This window comes from Micromonospora sp. NPDC005172, assembly GCF_040608555.1.
GTDB lineage: Bacteria > Actinomycetota > Actinomycetes > Mycobacteriales > Micromonosporaceae > Micromonospora.
On sequence record NZ_JBEXIL010000013.1, the window covers coordinates 52,026 to 68,386 of the forward strand.

The 16,361-nt window shown below is 72.3% G+C and carries 10 protein-coding genes; 6 read left to right on the forward strand and 4 right to left on the reverse strand.

Translation table 11 applies throughout. The features are described 5' to 3' along the window. Nucleotides 1-117 precede the first annotated feature (117 nt). Complete coding sequence (locus ABZV06_RS11715) at nucleotides 118-2,829, forward strand: COR domain-containing protein (protein WP_355620674.1); 2,712 nt, start codon at nucleotides 118-120, stop codon at nucleotides 2,827-2,829. Between the two features lie 10 nt (nucleotides 2,830-2,839). Here ABZV06_RS11715 and ABZV06_RS11720 read toward each other — a convergent pair whose 3' ends face one another. Further along, nucleotides 2,840-4,618 (reverse strand): ABC transporter ATP-binding protein, encoded by a 1,779-nt coding sequence (locus ABZV06_RS11720; RefSeq protein WP_355620818.1) that lies wholly within the window; start codon nucleotides 4,616-4,618, stop codon nucleotides 2,840-2,842. 95 nt (nucleotides 4,619-4,713) lie between these two features. Here ABZV06_RS11720 and ABZV06_RS11725 point away from each other — a divergent pair, with 95 nt between their 5' ends. Next, nucleotides 4,714-5,142, forward strand: coding sequence for a MarR family winged helix-turn-helix transcriptional regulator (locus ABZV06_RS11725; protein ID WP_355239275.1), 429 nt, complete (start codon nucleotides 4,714-4,716; stop codon nucleotides 5,140-5,142). A gap of 161 nt (nucleotides 5,143-5,303) precedes the next feature. Continuing rightward, nucleotides 5,304-7,088 carry an N-acetylglutaminylglutamine amidotransferase gene (locus tag ABZV06_RS11730; RefSeq protein ID WP_355620677.1) on the forward strand — a complete coding sequence of 595 codons (1,785 nt, stop codon included), beginning with the start codon at nucleotides 5,304-5,306 and terminating at the stop codon, nucleotides 7,086-7,088. Between the two features lie 46 nt (nucleotides 7,089-7,134). Here the strand turns inward: ABZV06_RS11730 and ABZV06_RS11735 are convergent, their stop codons facing one another. Together ABZV06_RS11735 and ABZV06_RS11740 are read right to left on the reverse strand one after the other, a co-directional pair. Next, nucleotides 7,135-8,268 (reverse strand): glutamate--cysteine ligase, encoded by a 1,134-nt coding sequence (locus tag ABZV06_RS11735; protein ID WP_355239281.1) that lies wholly within the window; start codon nucleotides 8,266-8,268, stop codon nucleotides 7,135-7,137. A gap of 90 nt (nucleotides 8,269-8,358) precedes the next feature. After that, on the reverse strand, nucleotides 8,359-8,826 hold the full coding sequence (locus ABZV06_RS11740; protein ID WP_355620680.1) for a hypothetical protein: 468 nt from the start codon (nucleotides 8,824-8,826) through the stop codon (nucleotides 8,359-8,361). Nucleotides 8,827-9,054: 228 nt separating this feature from the next. Between ABZV06_RS11740 and fxsA the strand changes: the two genes are divergently transcribed. Genes fxsA through ABZV06_RS11755 form a run of 3 tightly spaced genes read left to right on the forward strand, consistent with a single transcriptional unit; the run spans nucleotide 9,055 to nucleotide 12,154 of the window. After that, nucleotides 9,055-9,246, forward strand: a complete 192-nt coding sequence (fxsA, locus tag ABZV06_RS11745) for an FxSxx-COOH cyclophane-containing RiPP peptide (RefSeq protein ID WP_355239290.1) — start codon at nucleotides 9,055-9,057, stop codon at nucleotides 9,244-9,246. 2 nt (nucleotides 9,247-9,248) lie between these two features. Beyond that, nucleotides 9,249-10,460: an FxsB family cyclophane-forming radical SAM/SPASM peptide maturase gene (locus ABZV06_RS11750; protein ID WP_355239293.1), complete on the forward strand. Its 1,212-nt coding sequence runs from the start codon at nucleotides 9,249-9,251 to the stop codon at nucleotides 10,458-10,460. Next, nucleotides 10,457-12,154 carry an HEXXH motif-containing putative peptide modification protein gene (locus tag ABZV06_RS11755; protein WP_355620683.1) on the forward strand — a complete coding sequence of 566 codons (1,698 nt, stop codon included), beginning with the start codon at nucleotides 10,457-10,459 and terminating at the stop codon, nucleotides 12,152-12,154. Before ABZV06_RS11750 ends, ABZV06_RS11755 begins: the two co-directional genes overlap by 4 nt. Before the next feature lie 296 nt (nucleotides 12,155-12,450). Here ABZV06_RS11755 and fxsT read toward each other — a convergent pair whose 3' ends face one another. Further along, nucleotides 12,451-16,359, reverse strand: a complete 3,909-nt coding sequence (gene fxsT, locus ABZV06_RS11760) for an FxSxx-COOH system tetratricopeptide repeat protein (RefSeq protein ID WP_355239299.1) — start codon at nucleotides 16,357-16,359, stop codon at nucleotides 12,451-12,453. Nucleotides 16,360-16,361 lie beyond the last annotated feature (2 nt).

Consider the following 16,361-nt stretch of genomic DNA (forward strand, 5'->3'; position numbering starts at 1 on the left):
AGGGGTCAGTTTCGTCTCGCACTCGATCGGAAACGTGACCTGATCGACGAACCTCGCGGTGGCGCCCGACGTCCATAGTGGTGGGCGGTCGCCGATGTCGCACAGGACGGACAACCGATGATCAAAACGGTAGCGAACCTGGGACGGTCGGGCATCTCCTCGGTCCCGTCCGATCTGCTGGAGCAGACAGAGCTCGAGGCGCTGTCGCTGTACGGCAACGAGATCCACCGACTGCCCCCCGAGATCGGCGCTCTCCGGCAGCTCAGGAAGCTGGACCTCGCCAGCAACAGGCTGACGAACCTGCCGCCCGAGATCGGCGAGCTGAAGCAGCTCCGCGAGCTGGATCTCGGCGGAAACCGGCTCAGGGCCCTGCCCGAGGAGCTTGGCGGGCTGCCCGACCTGCAACTGCTGGACCTGCGGGGCAACCTGCTCAAGACCCTCCCGACGAGTCTCGCTCCGCTGCTGCTCCGGGGTCAGCTGACGATCCGACTCGACAACAACCCGCTGGACCATGCTCTGGTTGAGACGCTGCGCCGTGGCGACACCGCGCTGGGGGCGTACCTGCAGAGCCTGGCGGACGGGGTTCCGCAGTACGAGGCCAAGATCCTGCTGGTGGGCGAGGGGAACGTCGGCAAGACGTCGCTGGTGGGGGCGCTCAACGACGAGCAGTTCGTGCAGGGGCGTCCGACGACGCACGGCATCCAGATCCGGGAGTTGACCCTGAGGCACCCGATCCTCGACAAGATGTTGACACTGCGTACCTGGGACTTCGGTGGCCAGGAAATCTACCGGGTGACCCATCAGTTCTTCTTCAGCCGGCGTGCCATCTACCTGCTCGTCTGGCACCCCCGGGAGGGGCAGGAGCAGGGCGAGGTGGAGGGCTGGCTGCGCCGCATCCGGCTGCGGGTGGGAACGGCGGCCAGGGTGATGATCGTGGCGACCCACTCAGACGAGCGGCGCCCAGAGTTGGACTTCCCGCGCCTGAGTGCAGCCTTCCCGGGCATGATTGCGGGGCAGTACGCGGTGGACAGCGAAACAAGCACGGGTGTAGGAGCGCTGCGTGCGGCCATCGGCCGCGAGGCGGCACGGCTGCCGCAGATGGGCCAGTTGTTCAGCCGACGATGGGCCAGCGCGCGGGACGAGATCCTGGCGCAGGCCGGCGCTCAGCCGCAGATGCCCTTCGAGGACTTCGCCGCGATCTGCCGTCGGCACCAGGTCCGCGACGACGAGGTCGTCCACCTGGCCGAGTTGCTCCACGACCTGGGCCAGGTCATCTACTACGGTGACGACGACGGCCTGCGCGACATCGTGATCCTCAACCCCGAGTGGTTGACCAAGGCGATCAGCCACGTGCTGGAGGACCACGGCGTCCGGGCCAGTAGCGGCATCCTCGACCACCACGAGCTGCGGCGCATCTGGCGTCAGCGGGACGACGGGCTGTCGTACAACCCCGTCCACCACCCGTTCTTCCTGCGACTGATGGAGAAGTTCGACGTCTCCTACCGGCTGAGCGACCGGGACCGGAGCCTGATCGCCCAGTTGGTCCCGTACGAACGCGCGCAGCCGCCGTGGGAGGCGACACGGCCGCTGCCGGACGGCATCCGGGTGCTGCGGCTCATTTGTGAACTCGGTGAGAGCGCGCCGCCGGGCCTGATCTCGTGGATCACCGTCCGCCATCACGACGCGTCGACGGGTCAGCATTGGCGGCGAGGCGTGTTCCTGCGCCATCCGATCGCGGCGTACCGATCCGAGGCGCTTGTGGAGTTGCAGGCTGACCACCGCTTGACGATCGAGGTCCGCGCGCCGTCACCCGACCTCTTCTTCAACGTGCTGCGGGACAGCCTGGAACGTCTTCTCACGACGCGCTGGCCGGGCCTGCCCTTCACGCAGTTCGTACCGTGCCCGACCCGTGGCAACGACGGCGTCGCCTGCACCGGGCGCTTCCCGCTCGACGGGCTGATCAAGTTCCGGGAGCGGTCGACTCGTCCTGGTTCGGCCCAGCCCCTCGGCCTGTTCGGGGCCACCCTGGGGGCCGGGGCGGGCCGGCCGCACGTCGTACTTCCCTGCCTGACGTGCCACCAGGATCACGACGTCGCCGGCCTGCTGACCGGCTTCGTGGTGCCACAGCCCTTCGGCGCGGAGCTGCAGCAGTTGGAGCGGCGCCTCAGCGGCCTCAGCAAGGAGGTCGGTGTGATCGGGGACCACGTGGCGGAGGCCGCGTCGTTCGCCGCAGACACGGCACACCAGCTCCGTCGGTTGGTGCGGGCCGTGGGCACGGAGGTGAACGACTGCCCACGGTTGTTCACCGTCGCCACGATCGCGTCCGTCGGCTGGCGTCGTCTCTCGTTCGGGCAGCGGCCGATCCGGATCACCCTCTGGTGTGAGCAGCCCGGCGAGTGGCACACCTGGGACGGGGCGAGTTACGAGGTGACCGAGCCGCGGGACTGGCTGCGGAAGGTCGGACCGTACCTGAACCTGGTGTTCAAGACCCTGCGCTTGGTGTATCCGGTGGCGGCCTCGGTGGCCGGCTACGTCGCGCCGAACCTGGAACACGCGCAGCGGGAGTTGGACCTGATGAAGAGCCTGATCGACTCGTTGCCCACGGCGCTCGTCGAAGACGCGCTGGCCGCGCCGCCCGAGTCGCGGCACACCCTGTCCGTGGCCGAGGGCGCCGCCCTGCGCTCGTTCAAGGTGCTGCTCATGCAGTTGGACGCTGTCCGCGCCTTCGGCGGGCTGAGCCGGGTACTCACGCCCACCGGGGAGTTCCTGTGGGTCTGCCCGACCCACCGGCGCATGCACGACCCGGGCCTGCCGGTGCTACCCGCCTGAGGGTCCGAGCTCAGGCGGCCAGGGTCGCGTAGCGGCCGTTGCTGGTGAGCAGGCTGTCGTGGTTGCCCGTTTCGACGATGCGGCCGTGGTCGAGCACCGCGATCTGGTCGGCGTCGCGAACCGTGGACAGGCGGTGGGCGATGGTGATCGTCGTACGCCCCTGGGCGAGGACGTCGAACGCCCGCTGCACGGCGCGTTCGGTCTCGGTGTCCAGCGCGCTGGTGGCCTCGTCGAGGACCAGGATGCGCGGGTCGCGCAGCAGCGTACGGGCGATGGCGAGCCGCTGCTTCTCGCCGCCGGAGAACCGGTGCCCACGGGAGCCGACCATCGTGTCGTACCCGTCGGGGAGCGCGGCGATGAGGTCGTGGATCTGCGCGGCGCGGGCGGCGGCTTCGATCTCGGCGTCGGTGGCGTCTGGCCGGGCGTAGCGCAGGTTCTCCCGGACGGTGGTGTGCAGCAGGTACGTCTCCTGGCTGACCACGCCGACGATCGCGGCCAGGTCGGCCAGGCGCAGGTCGCGCAGGTCGACGCCGTCGATGGTGACGCGGCCGGCGGTCGGGTCGTGCAGGCGGCTGACCAGCCCGGCGAGGGTGCTCTTGCCGGAGCCGGTCTCGCCTACCAGGGCGAGGCTGGTGCCGGCGGGCACGTCGAGGGTGATCCCGGCGAGGGCGGCGGTGTCGCTGCCCGGGTAGCCGAAGGTGACGTCGTCCAGGCGCAGGTGACCGCGGACCCGGGTGGGGTCGACGCGGACCGGCTCGGCGGGGTCGGCGACGTCGACGGGGAGGTCGAGGTATTCGAAGATCCGGGCGAACAGCGCCAGCGACGCGGTCAGCGACACACCCACGTTGAGCAGGCCCATCAACGGCCGGAACAGGCCGCCCTGCAGGGCGGTGAAGGCCACCAGGGTGCCGATGCTCAGCGTGCCGGCGGTGCCGGGCAGGCCGGCGGCGAGGTAGATGACGGCCGGTACGGCGGCGAAGATGATGCTCATCGACGCCATCCGCCAGCGACCGGCCAGCTCGCTGCGCAGCTCCAGGTCGACGAGGCGAGCCGAGGAGGCGGCGAACCGGTCGATCAGGGCGGGGCCGGTGCCCAGGGTCTTGGCGAGTTGGACTCCGCTGACCGACAGCCCCTCCTCGACGGTGACGTTGAGGTCGGCGAGTTCGCCCTGGCGCTGGGCGGTGATCTCACGGCGCATGCGGGCGACCCGGCGGGTCAGCCAGACGGCCGGGGGCAGCACCACGAGCGAGACCAGGGAGAGCTGCCAGGAGAGCGCGATCATGGCGACGGCGGTGGCCACCACTGTGGTGAGGTTGGCCGCGACGGCGGTGGCGGTGGAGGTGACCACCGACTGCATGCCGCCGATGTCGTTGGTGATGCGCGACTGCACCTCGCCGGTGCGGGTGCGGGTGAAGAAGCCGAGCGACTGCCGTTGGAGGTGGCTGAACACGTCGGTGCGCAGCCGGTGCATGACCCGCTGCCCGACCTGGGTGGAGATCCAGGTCTGCACGACGCCGAGCGCGGCGGTGACGGCGGCGACGGCGACCATGCCGAGGACCAGCCAGACCAGCAGGGTCACGTCACCCTGTGGGAGGGCCCGGTCGATCACGGTACGCAGCAGGAACGGGCTGGCCATCGCGACGATCGAGGAGAGCACGATGATCGCGGTGACGATGGCCAGCGCGGAGCGGTGGGGGGTGAACAGGCGGCCGATGCGGCGCAGGGACACCTGGCGGGCCTGCTCCTTCTCCTCGGCGCTGATCGTGCGGTGGCCGCGGTCGCGGCCCATCGGGGTGGGTTCCAAGAGTGAGATCCTTCCGAAGTGAATATGCTGAGGTTACCTCAACATGAGGGAACAACAGCATTGGCTGCTACCGTATTCCGGTGACCGAGGACACGACCGACACCGGCGAGGAGAACCTGGCCGAGACGTTCTGGGCGGTCGCGTCCCGTCTGCGCCAGCAGACCCGGGAGTCACTGGCCCCGTGGGACGTCACCCCCAGCCAGTCCCGGGCGCTCGGCGTGCTCGGCCGCCACGGCGAGGTACGCCCCGGCACCCTCGCCGAGCACCTGCGCATCGCGCCCCGCTCGGCCACCGAGGTCGTCGACGACCTCCAGGCCCGGGGGCTCGTCGAGCGGCGGCCCGACCCGGCCGACCGCCGGGCGACCCTTGTCGCGTTGACCGCCGAGGGCACCCGGGTCAGCGCCGCCATCCGAGCCGCCCGTCGCGCCGAGGCGGACCGTTTCTTCGGCCACCTCCCCGACGCCGACCGGGCCGAGCTGGCCCGCATCCTGCGCACCCTGCGCGCCTGAATCGGACGCGTGGGCACACCGGACGCGGAAGCGCCTGCGCGTTTGCCGTCCCCCCGCCCGGGTAGCCAAGGGCCCGTTTCCACCGCGGGCCCCGCCACCACCAGTCGGGGTGACCTGACAGGAGGGGCCATGTCCGCCCTGAGCCAGCACCGGCCCGGCTGATGTGCGGGATCAGCGGGGAGGCGCGCTTCGACGGCCGGCCGCCCGACGCGGCGGCGGTGACCCGGATGACAGAGGCGATGCGCTCGCGCGGCCCGGACGACGAGGGCCTGCTGACCGACGACTGGGTAACCCTGGGACACCGCCGGTTGACCATCATCGACCTGTCCGACGCCGGCGGTCAGCCGATGGTCCGCGACGACCTGGGCCTGGCGCTGGTGTTCAACGGCTGCGTCTACAACTATTCCGAGCTGCGCGAGGAGCTGCGCAACGCCGGGTACGCCTTCCACTCCATCAGCGACACCGAGGTGATCCTGGTGGCGTACGCGCACTGGGGTGAACGCTTCGTCGACCACCTCGTCGGCATGTTCGCGATCGGCCTGGTCGACCGGGTCCGGCGGAGGCTCGTCCTGGCCCGTGACCGGCTCGGCATCAAACCGCTCTACCTCGCCGAGACTCCCGGGCGGCTCCGGTTCGCCTCCACCCTGCCCGCGCTGCTGCGCGCGGGCGATGTCGACACCGACATCGATCCGGTGGCGCTGCACCACTACCTGTCCTGGCACTCGATCGTGCCGGCGCCCAGGACCGTGCTGCGCGGCGTCCGCAAGCTGCCGCCGGCCACCCTGCGGGTGATCGAGGCCGACGGGCGCAGCCGGGAGCAGGTCTACTGGCAGCCCGACTACGTGCGGGAACCCGCCGACACCGGGATGGACACCGCCGACTGGCGGGCCGCCATCTCCGACGCGCTGCGCACCGCCGTACGCCGACGGCTCGTCGCCGACGTGCCGGTCGGTGTACTGCTCTCCGGTGGCCTGGACTCCAGCCTCATCGTCGCGCTGCTCGCCGAGGCGGGCCAGGAGCACCTGCGCACGTTCAGCATCGGCTTCGACAGCCGCGGCGACGAGTCCGGCGACGAATTCCACTACTCCAATCTGGTGGCCCGCACGTACGACACCGACCACCAGCGGATCCGGCTCGCCGACGACGACCTCTCGCCCGCCGTCCACAGTGCCGTGCGGGCCATGACCGAGCCGATGGGCAGCCACGACGTCGTCGCCTTCCACCTGCTCTCCGAACAGGTGGCGAAGCATGTCAAGGTGGCCCAGTCCGGGCAGGGCGCCGACGAGGTGTTCGCCGGCTACGGCTACCACCAGCCGCTCGTCGACGCGCCCCGGCACGGTGCCGCCGAGACGTTCGCCGCGGCGTTCTTCGACCGGGACCACGACGAGCTGCGCGCCATCGTCGGCCCGGCGTACGCGCTGGACCACGACGCCAGCCGCGACCTGCTCGCCGGACACCTCGGCGCGCCCGGGGCGCAGACCGCGCTGGACGCGGTGCTGCGCCTGGACGCCCACCTGATGCTGCCGGACGACCCGGTCAAACGGGTGGACAGCATGAGCATGGCGTGGGGGCTGGAGGTGCGCACGCCGTTCCTCGACCAGGACCTGGTCACCCTCGCCGCGCACTGCCCCCCGGAGCACAAGGTGGCCCAGGGCGGCAAGGGCGTCCTCAAGGAGGTGGCCCGGGAGGTGCTGCCGGCCGAGGTGGTCGACCGGCCGAAGGGCTACTTCCCGGTGCCGGCGTTGCGCAACGTGGACGGGCCGGTACGCGAGCTGGTCGCCGAGTCGTTGCAGGCCCCGGCGGCGCGCGAGCGCGGTCTGTTCCGCCCCGAGTACGTGGCGCACCTGCTCGCCGAGCCGGACCGGGCCGAGGCGGCGGCCGGCAGCAACAAGCTGTGGCAGCTGGGTCTGCTGGAGCTGTGGCTGCAGACCCACGACATCCGCTGAGCCAGCGAGGCGGGGCCGGTCGGCGCGCGCCGACCTGGACGGACCGTCACCCGGCGGCGGTCTGCGCGGCGAGGTCGTCGATGACGGCGCGCAGGTCGCCCGTGTCGTCGAGCACCCGACGTTGCCGTGTCGCGCCGGTGCCGTCACGCCGCAGTCGGGCCAGTTCGGCCAGGACGTGACCGAGGTCGCCGTGGCGCAGCAACGCCGGGGCGATCGTCGCCATCAGGTCGTCGACCAGGTCCCAGGCCGGGCGGGCCCCGCCGGAGCGCAGGTCGACCAACGCGCCGTCGAGGCCGTCGTGGGCCGCCCGCCAGTGCGCCGCCGCGACGAGACAGTCGCGTACTCCCGGGGCGGGCACACCGGCGCGTACGTCGTCGGCGAGGGTCGCGACCAGGCTGCGGACCAGGGCGGCGACCAGCACGGCATCGTCCACGGTCGGGCACACGTCGCCGACGCGCACCTCGACCGTCGGGTACGCCGACGACGGCCGGGCGTACCAGTAGACCATCGCCGCGTCGAGCATGATGCCGGCGGCGATCAGCTCGTCGACGGTGCGGTCGTAGTCGGCGACCGAGTCGAAGTACGGGGTGGGACCGATGCTGGGCCAGCGCTCCAACTGCATCGACCGCCAGCTCGCGTGACCGGTGTCGTACCCGTCGTGCAGCGGCGAGTTGCTGGTGATGGCCTGCACCACCGGCAGCCACACCCGCAGGTGGTTGCAGACCTGCACGGCCAGTTCCCGGTCCGGCAGCCCGACGTGCACGTGACAGCCGCAGACCGCCGGGTCGTGCGCCACCGGGCCGTACCGGCGCGACATGGCGTGGTAGCGCGGCTCGTCGGGCACCGTCCGGTGCGGCTCGGCCACCGGCGTCGCGCCGACCGCCACGAGCCGGGCCCCGGCCGCGGCGGCGGCCTCGACCGCCGAGCGCCGCAGCGCCACCAACTGGCTACGCAGTTCGCCGAGGTCCGCGCAGACCGGGGTGACCATCTCCACCATGCTGTGTCGGAACTCCTGGCGGCTCTGGTCGCGTGCTCGGCCACGCAGCGCGGCCCGCACCTCGTCGGCCACCGGCACGTTCCGGCCGCTGTCCGGGTCGAGCAGCAGGAACTCCTCCTCGACGCCGAGAGTGAGGATGCCGAGGTCGGGCCGGGTGTCGACGGTCGTCGGACGGTACACCATGGCAGCCTCCATCCACTGTCGTGGCCACGGTCGGGCACCCGGCCGACGGGCGGCTCGGTTTCCCCGCCGGAGCCACCGGCAAACGCGCGCTCAACCCGTCGCCAGCGCGACCGCACGGGCGGTGAGGAAGGCCCGTTCGGCCGCGTTGTCCGTCAACGCGACGGCCATCCGGTACGCCTCGACGGCCTCGGCATCGCGGCCGAGCCGGACCAGCAGGTCAGCGCGGACCGCGTGCCGTACGTGGTAGCCGGGCAGGTCGAGCCGGTCCACCTCGGCCAGCGCCACGGCCGCGCCGGCGACCTCGGCGAGCGCGACGGCCCGGTTCAACGCCACCACCGAACCGGCGGCGACGACTGTGAGCTGGTCGTACAACGTGAGGATCTGCCCCCAGTCGGTGTCGGCGGCGCGCGGTGCGGCGCTGTGCACGGCGGCGATCGCGGCCTGGATCTGGTACGGCCCCGGCCGGTCGCGCCGCAGGCAGCGGCGCACCAGCGTCTGCCCCTCGGCGATCAGGGCGGCGCCCCACCGGCGGTGGTCGGCACGATGCCGACCCCTCATCCTCCATACGAACGACGGCCGCCCACATCAACAGGCCGACCGGACACGTATCGGCCCGTCGACGCCGGGCCGCCGGGCGGTCCCGGTCGTACGCCAGGTAACGGCACGGTGGCCAGCGCGTACGGGGTACGGTGTCGCGCCCTCGCGGGTCGGGTGCGATGGTGTAGAAAGGCGGAGTGAGCGCAGCGGTGACTCAGGTGCCGGTCTTCGACCGAAGGACGGTCCACGGTGGCTGACCACGACCAGCCACCCATCCCCGGCACTGTCGGCACCGCTCTGGTGCAGCTCGGCGACGTACCCCTGGCAGACCTGTTGGCCGGAGCGGGTGACGGCGTCCTGGCCCACGTGCTGGGCACGCTGGCCGCCGAGGGCGAGCCGGGGCGGCCCGGCGACGTGTCGGCGTTCGAGTCGAGCTTCTGACCGTGCCGGCCGACGCACCGCCGTCGGCCACCCGACACCGCCCTGCCGTGGCCGCGCCCCGGGTCCGCCAGGTGGTGCTGAAGGTCCACTCGCGGTGCAACCTGGCCTGCGACTACTGCTACGTCTACCGGCACGCGGACCAGGACTGGCGGGCCCGGCCCCGGATCATGGCCCCCGGCACCGTGCGCCGGGTCGCCGACCGGCTCGCCGCCCACATGGCCCGGCACGGCACCGACCGTGTCCGGGTGGTGCTGCACGGCGGTGAGCCGCTGCTCGCCGGGCTCTCCGTGCTGGACCGGACGGTACGCACGCTGCGCGCCGCGCTACCCGCCGGCGCCGCACTCGACGTGGCGATGCAGACCAACGGGCTGCTGCTCGACGAGGCGGCGCTCGACCTGTGTCACACGCACGGCATCGACGTCGGCGTGAGCCTGGACGGCGACCGCACGGCCAACGACCGCCACCGACGCCACGCCGACGGGCGCGGCAGCTTCGCCGAGGTGGCCGCCGCCCTGCGCCTGCTGGCGCGGCCCGAACACCGCGCCCGCTACGCCGGCCTGCTCTGCACCGTCGACCTGGCCAACGACCCGATCGCCGTCTACGAGGGCCTGCGGGAGTTCGACCCGCCCCGGCTGGACCTCCTGCTGCCGCACGGAAACTGGAGCGCTCCCCCGCCCGGGCGTCACCCCGACGACCCCGCCACCCCGTACGCGGACTGGCTGATCGCCGTCTTCGACCGCTGGTACGCCGAAACGCCCCGACGGACCGGCATCCGGCTGTTCGAGTCGCTGATCGCGCTGCTGCTGGGCGGGCGCAGCGGCACACAGGCCCTGGGCGTCGCCGAGCCCGATGTGATGACGATCGAGACCGACGGCACCATCGAGGGGACCGACACACTCAAGACCACCACGGCGTCGGCGATGCGGACCGGGTACGACGTCTTCCGACACAGCTTCGACGACGCGCTGCGGCACCCGTCGCTGGCCGGACGTCCCACCGGGATCGCGGCACTGGCCCCGGCCTGCCGTTCCTGCCCGGTCGTCGACGTCTGCGGCGGCGGCCTGTACGCGCACCGCTTTCGCGACGGCGCCGGGTTCGCCCACCCGTCGGTCTACTGTGCCGACCTGTTCCGGCTGATCCGGCACGTCCAGGAGACGGTGACCGCCGACCTGGAGGCGCTGCGCCGTCGGAGCGTACCGGCGGCGCACCCGTGACGGCCCCTCTGACGGCGACGCAGCTCGCCGGACTGGCCGCCGGCCACGGCGATGCCGACACCATCGCCGTGTTGCGGGGCGGACAGCTCGGCCGCCGTCGACTGCTGACCGTCGCCGCGGCCCGCGCCTGCCGGGCCGAGCCGCTCGCCCGGCAGAGTCTGGAACTGCTCACCCGTGCCGAACACGCCGCACCGGCGACCGTGGCCGAGGCGCTGGCCCATCCGCCGGTGACCGGCTGGACCCGCGCCGCGCTCGACGGCGCGGCCGGCCCCACCTACCTGGCGACGCTCGCCGCGGCCGCGGCGGGCCGCGCCGGCCTGACGTTCACGCTGACGCTGCCCCGCACGGCCGACGGTGTGCTTGCGCTGCCCACCGTCGGCGCGGCGACGGGACTGCGCGCCGACGACGCGGTGCGGCTGCACGGCGAGGCCGGCACGCTGCGGATCGACGGCGGCGAGGACGACGACGGGGTACGGGTCGACGCGCGCGACGGTCGGCTGCTGGACGCGGGCGACGGCGGGATCGACTGGCAGCCGGCGCGCAGGACCGTGCCGTTCGACGCGGCCGGCGTGCTTGTCGACGACCAGGACCCGTGGCGGAACTGCTACCACCGTCCGTCCGCGCCCCGCCTGGACGACGCGGGGGCCGCCCAGCTGGACCGTCTCGCCGCCGGGGCAGGCCAGTGGCTGCGCGAAAACCTTCCGGCGCACGCCGACGCGCTGGCCGGTCTGCTGCGCTCGCTCGTGCCGCTGCGGCCGCCGCCCTCGGGCAACCCGGTGAGCGCCACCAGCAGGGACGCGCTGGGGGCCATCGCGCTCTCCGTGCCGGCCGACGCACAGACCCTCGCGCTGCTGCTCGTACACGAGGTGCAGCACACCAAACTCGGCGCGCTGCTCGACCTGGTGCCGCTCTACCGGACGGGCGGGCCGGCGCGCTACCGGGCACCGTGGCGGCTGGATCCACGCCCGGTCGGCGCGCTGCTCCAGGGCGCGTACGCCCACCTGGGTGTGGCCGAGGTGTGGCGTCGCCGACGGCACGAGGGCACCGCGGCCGTGTTCGAGTACGCGTACTGGCGGGAGCAGACCACCCGCGCGGTCCGGCAGCTCGCCGACGCCGCCGAGCTGACCGAGACCGGCCGTTCGTTCGTGGCCGACATGGAGCGCGAGCTGCGCGGCTGGCGCGACCCGGTCGACGGCCCGGTCGAGGCCGCCGTGCGGGACGTGGCCGATGCCAGCGCGGTGCGCTGGGGCCTGACCAACCTGCTGCCCGACCCGCACGAGGTGGCCCGCCTGGCGCACGCGTGGCGACACGGCGTGCCACCGGAGGTCGGGCGCTCGGCGTCGATGGTCCTCCCGGCCACGGCCCGTCCCGCGCTCACGCTGGACAGCGGTCCCGAGGCCGCCGTGCGCCACCGGCTCCTCGGGGGCGGCGGGCCGTCCGGGTCGAGCCCGAGTGACCAGGCGTACGCGGCGGGCAACTCCGAGGACGCGCTGGCCGGTTACCGCCGACGTCTCGCAGCCGACCCCGCTGACGTCGACGCCTGGGTGGGCCTCGCCCTGACCGCCCACCACACCGGGCAACCGGCTGCGGCCGGGGTGCTGACCCACCGGCCCGAGCTGGTGCAGGCGCTCAGCCAGACCCTTCCCGACGCCGATCCGCTCACGCTCGCGGCCTGGCTGGCACAGCCCGCCTGATCGGTCGACTGCGGACAGTGACGCCGCTCGCCTCTTCCGGAGGCGACGCCACAGGCCAGCCGACCCCGGACGCGACGCGCACGGGCGAGGCGTCTCCGGACGCGACGGCAGGGGGTGAGTTGCGTCCTTTGCTCTGCTTCAACGGGCGCAACACTCGCGGCCACCAGGTGTTGCCTGGAGTGAAGCAGAGCAAAGGACGCGTGCGAGGTGGCCAGGGTGGGGCCGCGACGCCGTCGGGGCTTGCCTGCGCGACGCGAGAACGCGAGACCGCGAGACCGCGAGACCGCGAGACCGGTCTACAGGAGCGCCGGCTCGATGTAGGCGTTGGAGCGTTCCCGCTGTCGGGCCTGCACCACCCGGGGATTGTCGCCGCCGAAGAGTTGCACCAGCTGACCGAACGCCTCGTCGTAGAGCGCCCGGCCGGCGTCCGCCTCGCTCTCGGTGGCCTGGCGGCTCAGCGCGAGGTTGACCGACGCGGAGAGCGTGTCGGGGTGCTCGGCGCCCAACGCACGGGTCAGCTCCACGTATGCCGTGGTGTCCAGCAGCAACGCGTTGTCCCCGTCGCCGAGGGCGAAGAGGTCGTTGGCCAGGTTGAGGGTGGCCAGCAGGGTGTGCGGGTGCCGCTCACCGAGGTTGGTCAGCAACTGGTCGCGTACCCGCTGGGACAGCTCCCGGGCCTGGGTGTGGTCGCCCTGCTTGCGCAGCAGCACACCGAGGTTGTTGAGGCACGCCAGGGTGATGGCGTGCGACTCCCCGAGCACCACGGTGTAGCCGTCGCGCAGGCGGCGCGCCACCCGCAGGGCGGTCTGGTTGTCGCCCACCGCCGACCAGGTGGTGGCGAGGGCCATCTCGGCGGAGAGGGTGTCGGCGTGCTCGGCGCCGAGCGTGCGCTGGTAACGGACCACCGTCCGCTCGATCAGCCGGTGCGCGTCGGCGAAACGACCGAGCTGGCGCAGCGTGAGCGCCAACTCCTTCGCCGTCCGCAGGGTCTCCGGATGGTCCGGTCCGTTGACCCGCTGCTGGCTGACGTACGTACGTTGCAGGACGCTGTGCGACCGCCACAGCTCGCCGGTGTCGCGCAGACCGCGCCCGTAGTTGCTGGCCGACGCCAGGGTGGACGGGTCCTCCTCACCGAAGCGGTCCCGCCGCCGCTCGTGGATGTGCTGGTCGAGCGCGGCCGCGCCGCGAAAGTCACCGACCAGGCGCAGCGACACGGCGAGGTTGTTCTCCGCGGTCAGCGTCCGGCCGCTGTCATCGCCGAAGCTGCGTACGCTCAGCTCCAGAGTGCGCCGGTCCTGCGCCTCGGCATCGTGGTAGAGCCCCTGGGCGCGCAGGTCCGCGCCGACACTGCGAGCCGTCATCAGGGTGTACAGGTGCTCCTCGCCGAAGATCCGCCGCTGCCGGTCGTAGACGTCCCGGTCGATCTCGTACGCCCGGTCGAAGTTGCTCTGCGCGCGCAGCACGTTCGCCAGGTGGAAGCGCATCCGCAGGCGGGTGGGATCGTCGTCGTCGGTGTCGCGCCACCCGGCCAGCGACTCCTCGGCAAGCGCACGACTGGTGTCGTAGTCGCCGCGTCGGTAGAGGTAGCGCACGATGTCCACGACGAGTTGCCGCGCCTCGTCCATGGTGGACAGGTGCAGGCCGCTGGGACGTACGTGTGGCCACAGCTCGGCGTACTCGGGCCAGTTGACCGGCTTGTCGGGATCGCGGGGGTTGGCGGCGGCGAGCAGCAGTTGGGCTTCCCGTCGCGCCTCGTCGGGATCGCTGAGCTGGTCCTGGATGACCAACTGGACCAACCGGTGGATCCGCACCGTGTTGTTCTCCGCGTCGACCTGGGCCAGGCCGTAGCGGCCCAGCTCGGCGGTGACCAGGCCCTGCAGGATCGGGTCGGTGAGCGTCGGGTCGATCGGTGCCATGAAGCTGGCGAAGCGGTCGCCGGTGAGCATGGCGACGGGAATCGGCTCCGGCGCGTAGAACGAGCACAGCTCCAGCAGCCGGGCGGCGGCCGGCTTCTCCTCGCGGAGCTGGCCGAGGGTGAACAGCCAGGTGGCGGCGAGTGCCTTGGAGTAGCCGGCGGACTGCCGGCCGTCGAGGATTCGCAGCAGGCCGGGGGTGTCCAGCGAGTGCAGGTACTTCTCGACCTGCATGGCGCTGGCCCGCAGGTACGCCGCGCCCTGCTCGACCGCGAGCGGCAGGTCGCCGAGCTTCTCGGCCACCTGCGCGGCCTCGGTCTCGCTGAGACCGCGAACCCGGTCGCGCAGCAGTTGGACGCTCTCGGCACGGTCGAAGACGGTCAACTCGGTCGCGGTGGCGTACTCGCTCCAGCTCTGGTCCCGGGTCGTGAGCAGGACGTGGCCGGGCCCCTGCGGCAGCAGCGCCCGGGTGGTGTGGGTGGGCTTGTCGACGTTGTCCAGGATGATCAGCCAGCGCTGGTCGGGCCCGGCGCGGCGCAGCGTGTCGAGTACCCGGCGGGCCGCCTCGGCGCCGCCGCCCGTGCCCAGTCCCATCGCCTGGCCGAGGTCGCTGAGGCCACCACGGATGCGGTCGTCGCTGTCGGCCGGGATCCACCAGACCACGTCGTAGTCGCGGCCGAAGCGCAGCGCGTACTCGGCGGCGAGCTGGGTCTTGCCGACGCCGCCGAGGCCGTGCACGACCTGGATGGGCGCGTCCGGTGCGGCGGTGAGCCGGTCGCGCAGCGCCTCGAGTTGCTCGGCGCGGCCGACGAACGGGGTGCCGTGCTGGCGGACGTTGGAGATCGTCGGGAACTGGCCGGGGAACCGGCCGACCGCGCGACCGCCGGCCGTGACCGTCGCTCCGGCGGCTTCCAGGAGCCGGGTCCGCGCGGTGGACGGGTCGACGTCGCTGAGGTCCACCGGGCTGTGGTCGCTGTAGGGGACGGTCAGCCGCGACTCGTCGACGCGCAGCGGCACGAGCACTCCCCCGCTGCCGAGCTGGTCCCGACCGGTGGCGCTCTTCCACACCTCGCCGGCGAGGGGCGTGCTCGCGTAGTGCCGGGTGAGCACCGCCAGCACCCGGCTGGCACCGCTGACGGCCCGGTCGAACTCGGCCCGTCCGCCGGCGGCGACCGGCACGTCGAGCGCGCGGCGATCCACCCGCAGCCCGACGTCCTCCAACTGGTCGCTGATCCACTCGGCCCAGAGCCGGTCGGCGGAGGCGTAGCTGAGCAGCACCGCCTGCTCGGCGGTGAGCCGGCTGCGTTCGAACTCCGTCAGCGAACGACGCCGGTCCGCCTCGCCGATCGGGTGCAGCCGTTTGACCCGCCCATCGGTGATCACCGAGGCGAGCTGCTCGTACGCGGCCAGCAGGGTGCCGATCTGCTCCGGCCGGTCACCGAACGCGGCGAGGATCTCCTCGAAGGCGTAGAACGTGCGGTACGGGACCTCGATGGTGTTCCAGTAGCGGGCGACCGCCGCGTCCGAGAGGTGGTCGAGGAACGGGGCGAACTCGGCGCGCACCAGATCCCGACCGGTCTCCAGTTTGCGCAGCTCGGCGTCCTCCACGCGCATCGGCACCGGCAGCAGCAGCGGCGGGTCGTCCGGGCGCTGGCTGCGGATCGAGCGGGCCACCGCCGCCGCGCCTCGGATGCTCTGGGTGGACATGGTGAAGCAGTTGACCACCAGGTCGGGCAGTTGCACGGTGCAGATGCCGGCCACGTCGCTCAGGCCGGTGCGGCTGTCGATCAACACGACGTCGTACTCGGCACGCATCTGCTCCCGGACGGCGTCGATGAACGACGCGCCGCCCTGGCGCTCGTAGAAGTTGGCCCACTCGAAGGTGCTCACCAACCGGGAGTACGCCGAGTCCTGCTGCCCGGCGGCCACGAAGTCGATCACGCCGCCGTGGCTGAAGTCCCAGTTCAGTGAGACCGCTCGGCGTTGGATCTTGGCGTGGCCGGTGAGCAGTTCCTGGGAGTCCTCGTCACGGTTGCGCTGCATCGTGGCGATCGAGTAATCCCAGATCATCTCGATGACCCCAGGGGTGGCGCGCAGTTCCTTGTCACGCAGGAACGGGTGGAAGTAGCGGTGCAGACCCGGAGACTCCAGGTCCCAGTCGACGACCAGCACCTGCAGGCCCTGGCTGGCCAGGATCCAGGCCACGTTGGCCAGCGCCATCGTGCGCCCGGTACCACCCTTGTACGAGTAGAAGGTCACGATCTGGCCACGTGCCGTCTCGTTCAGCGCCATGA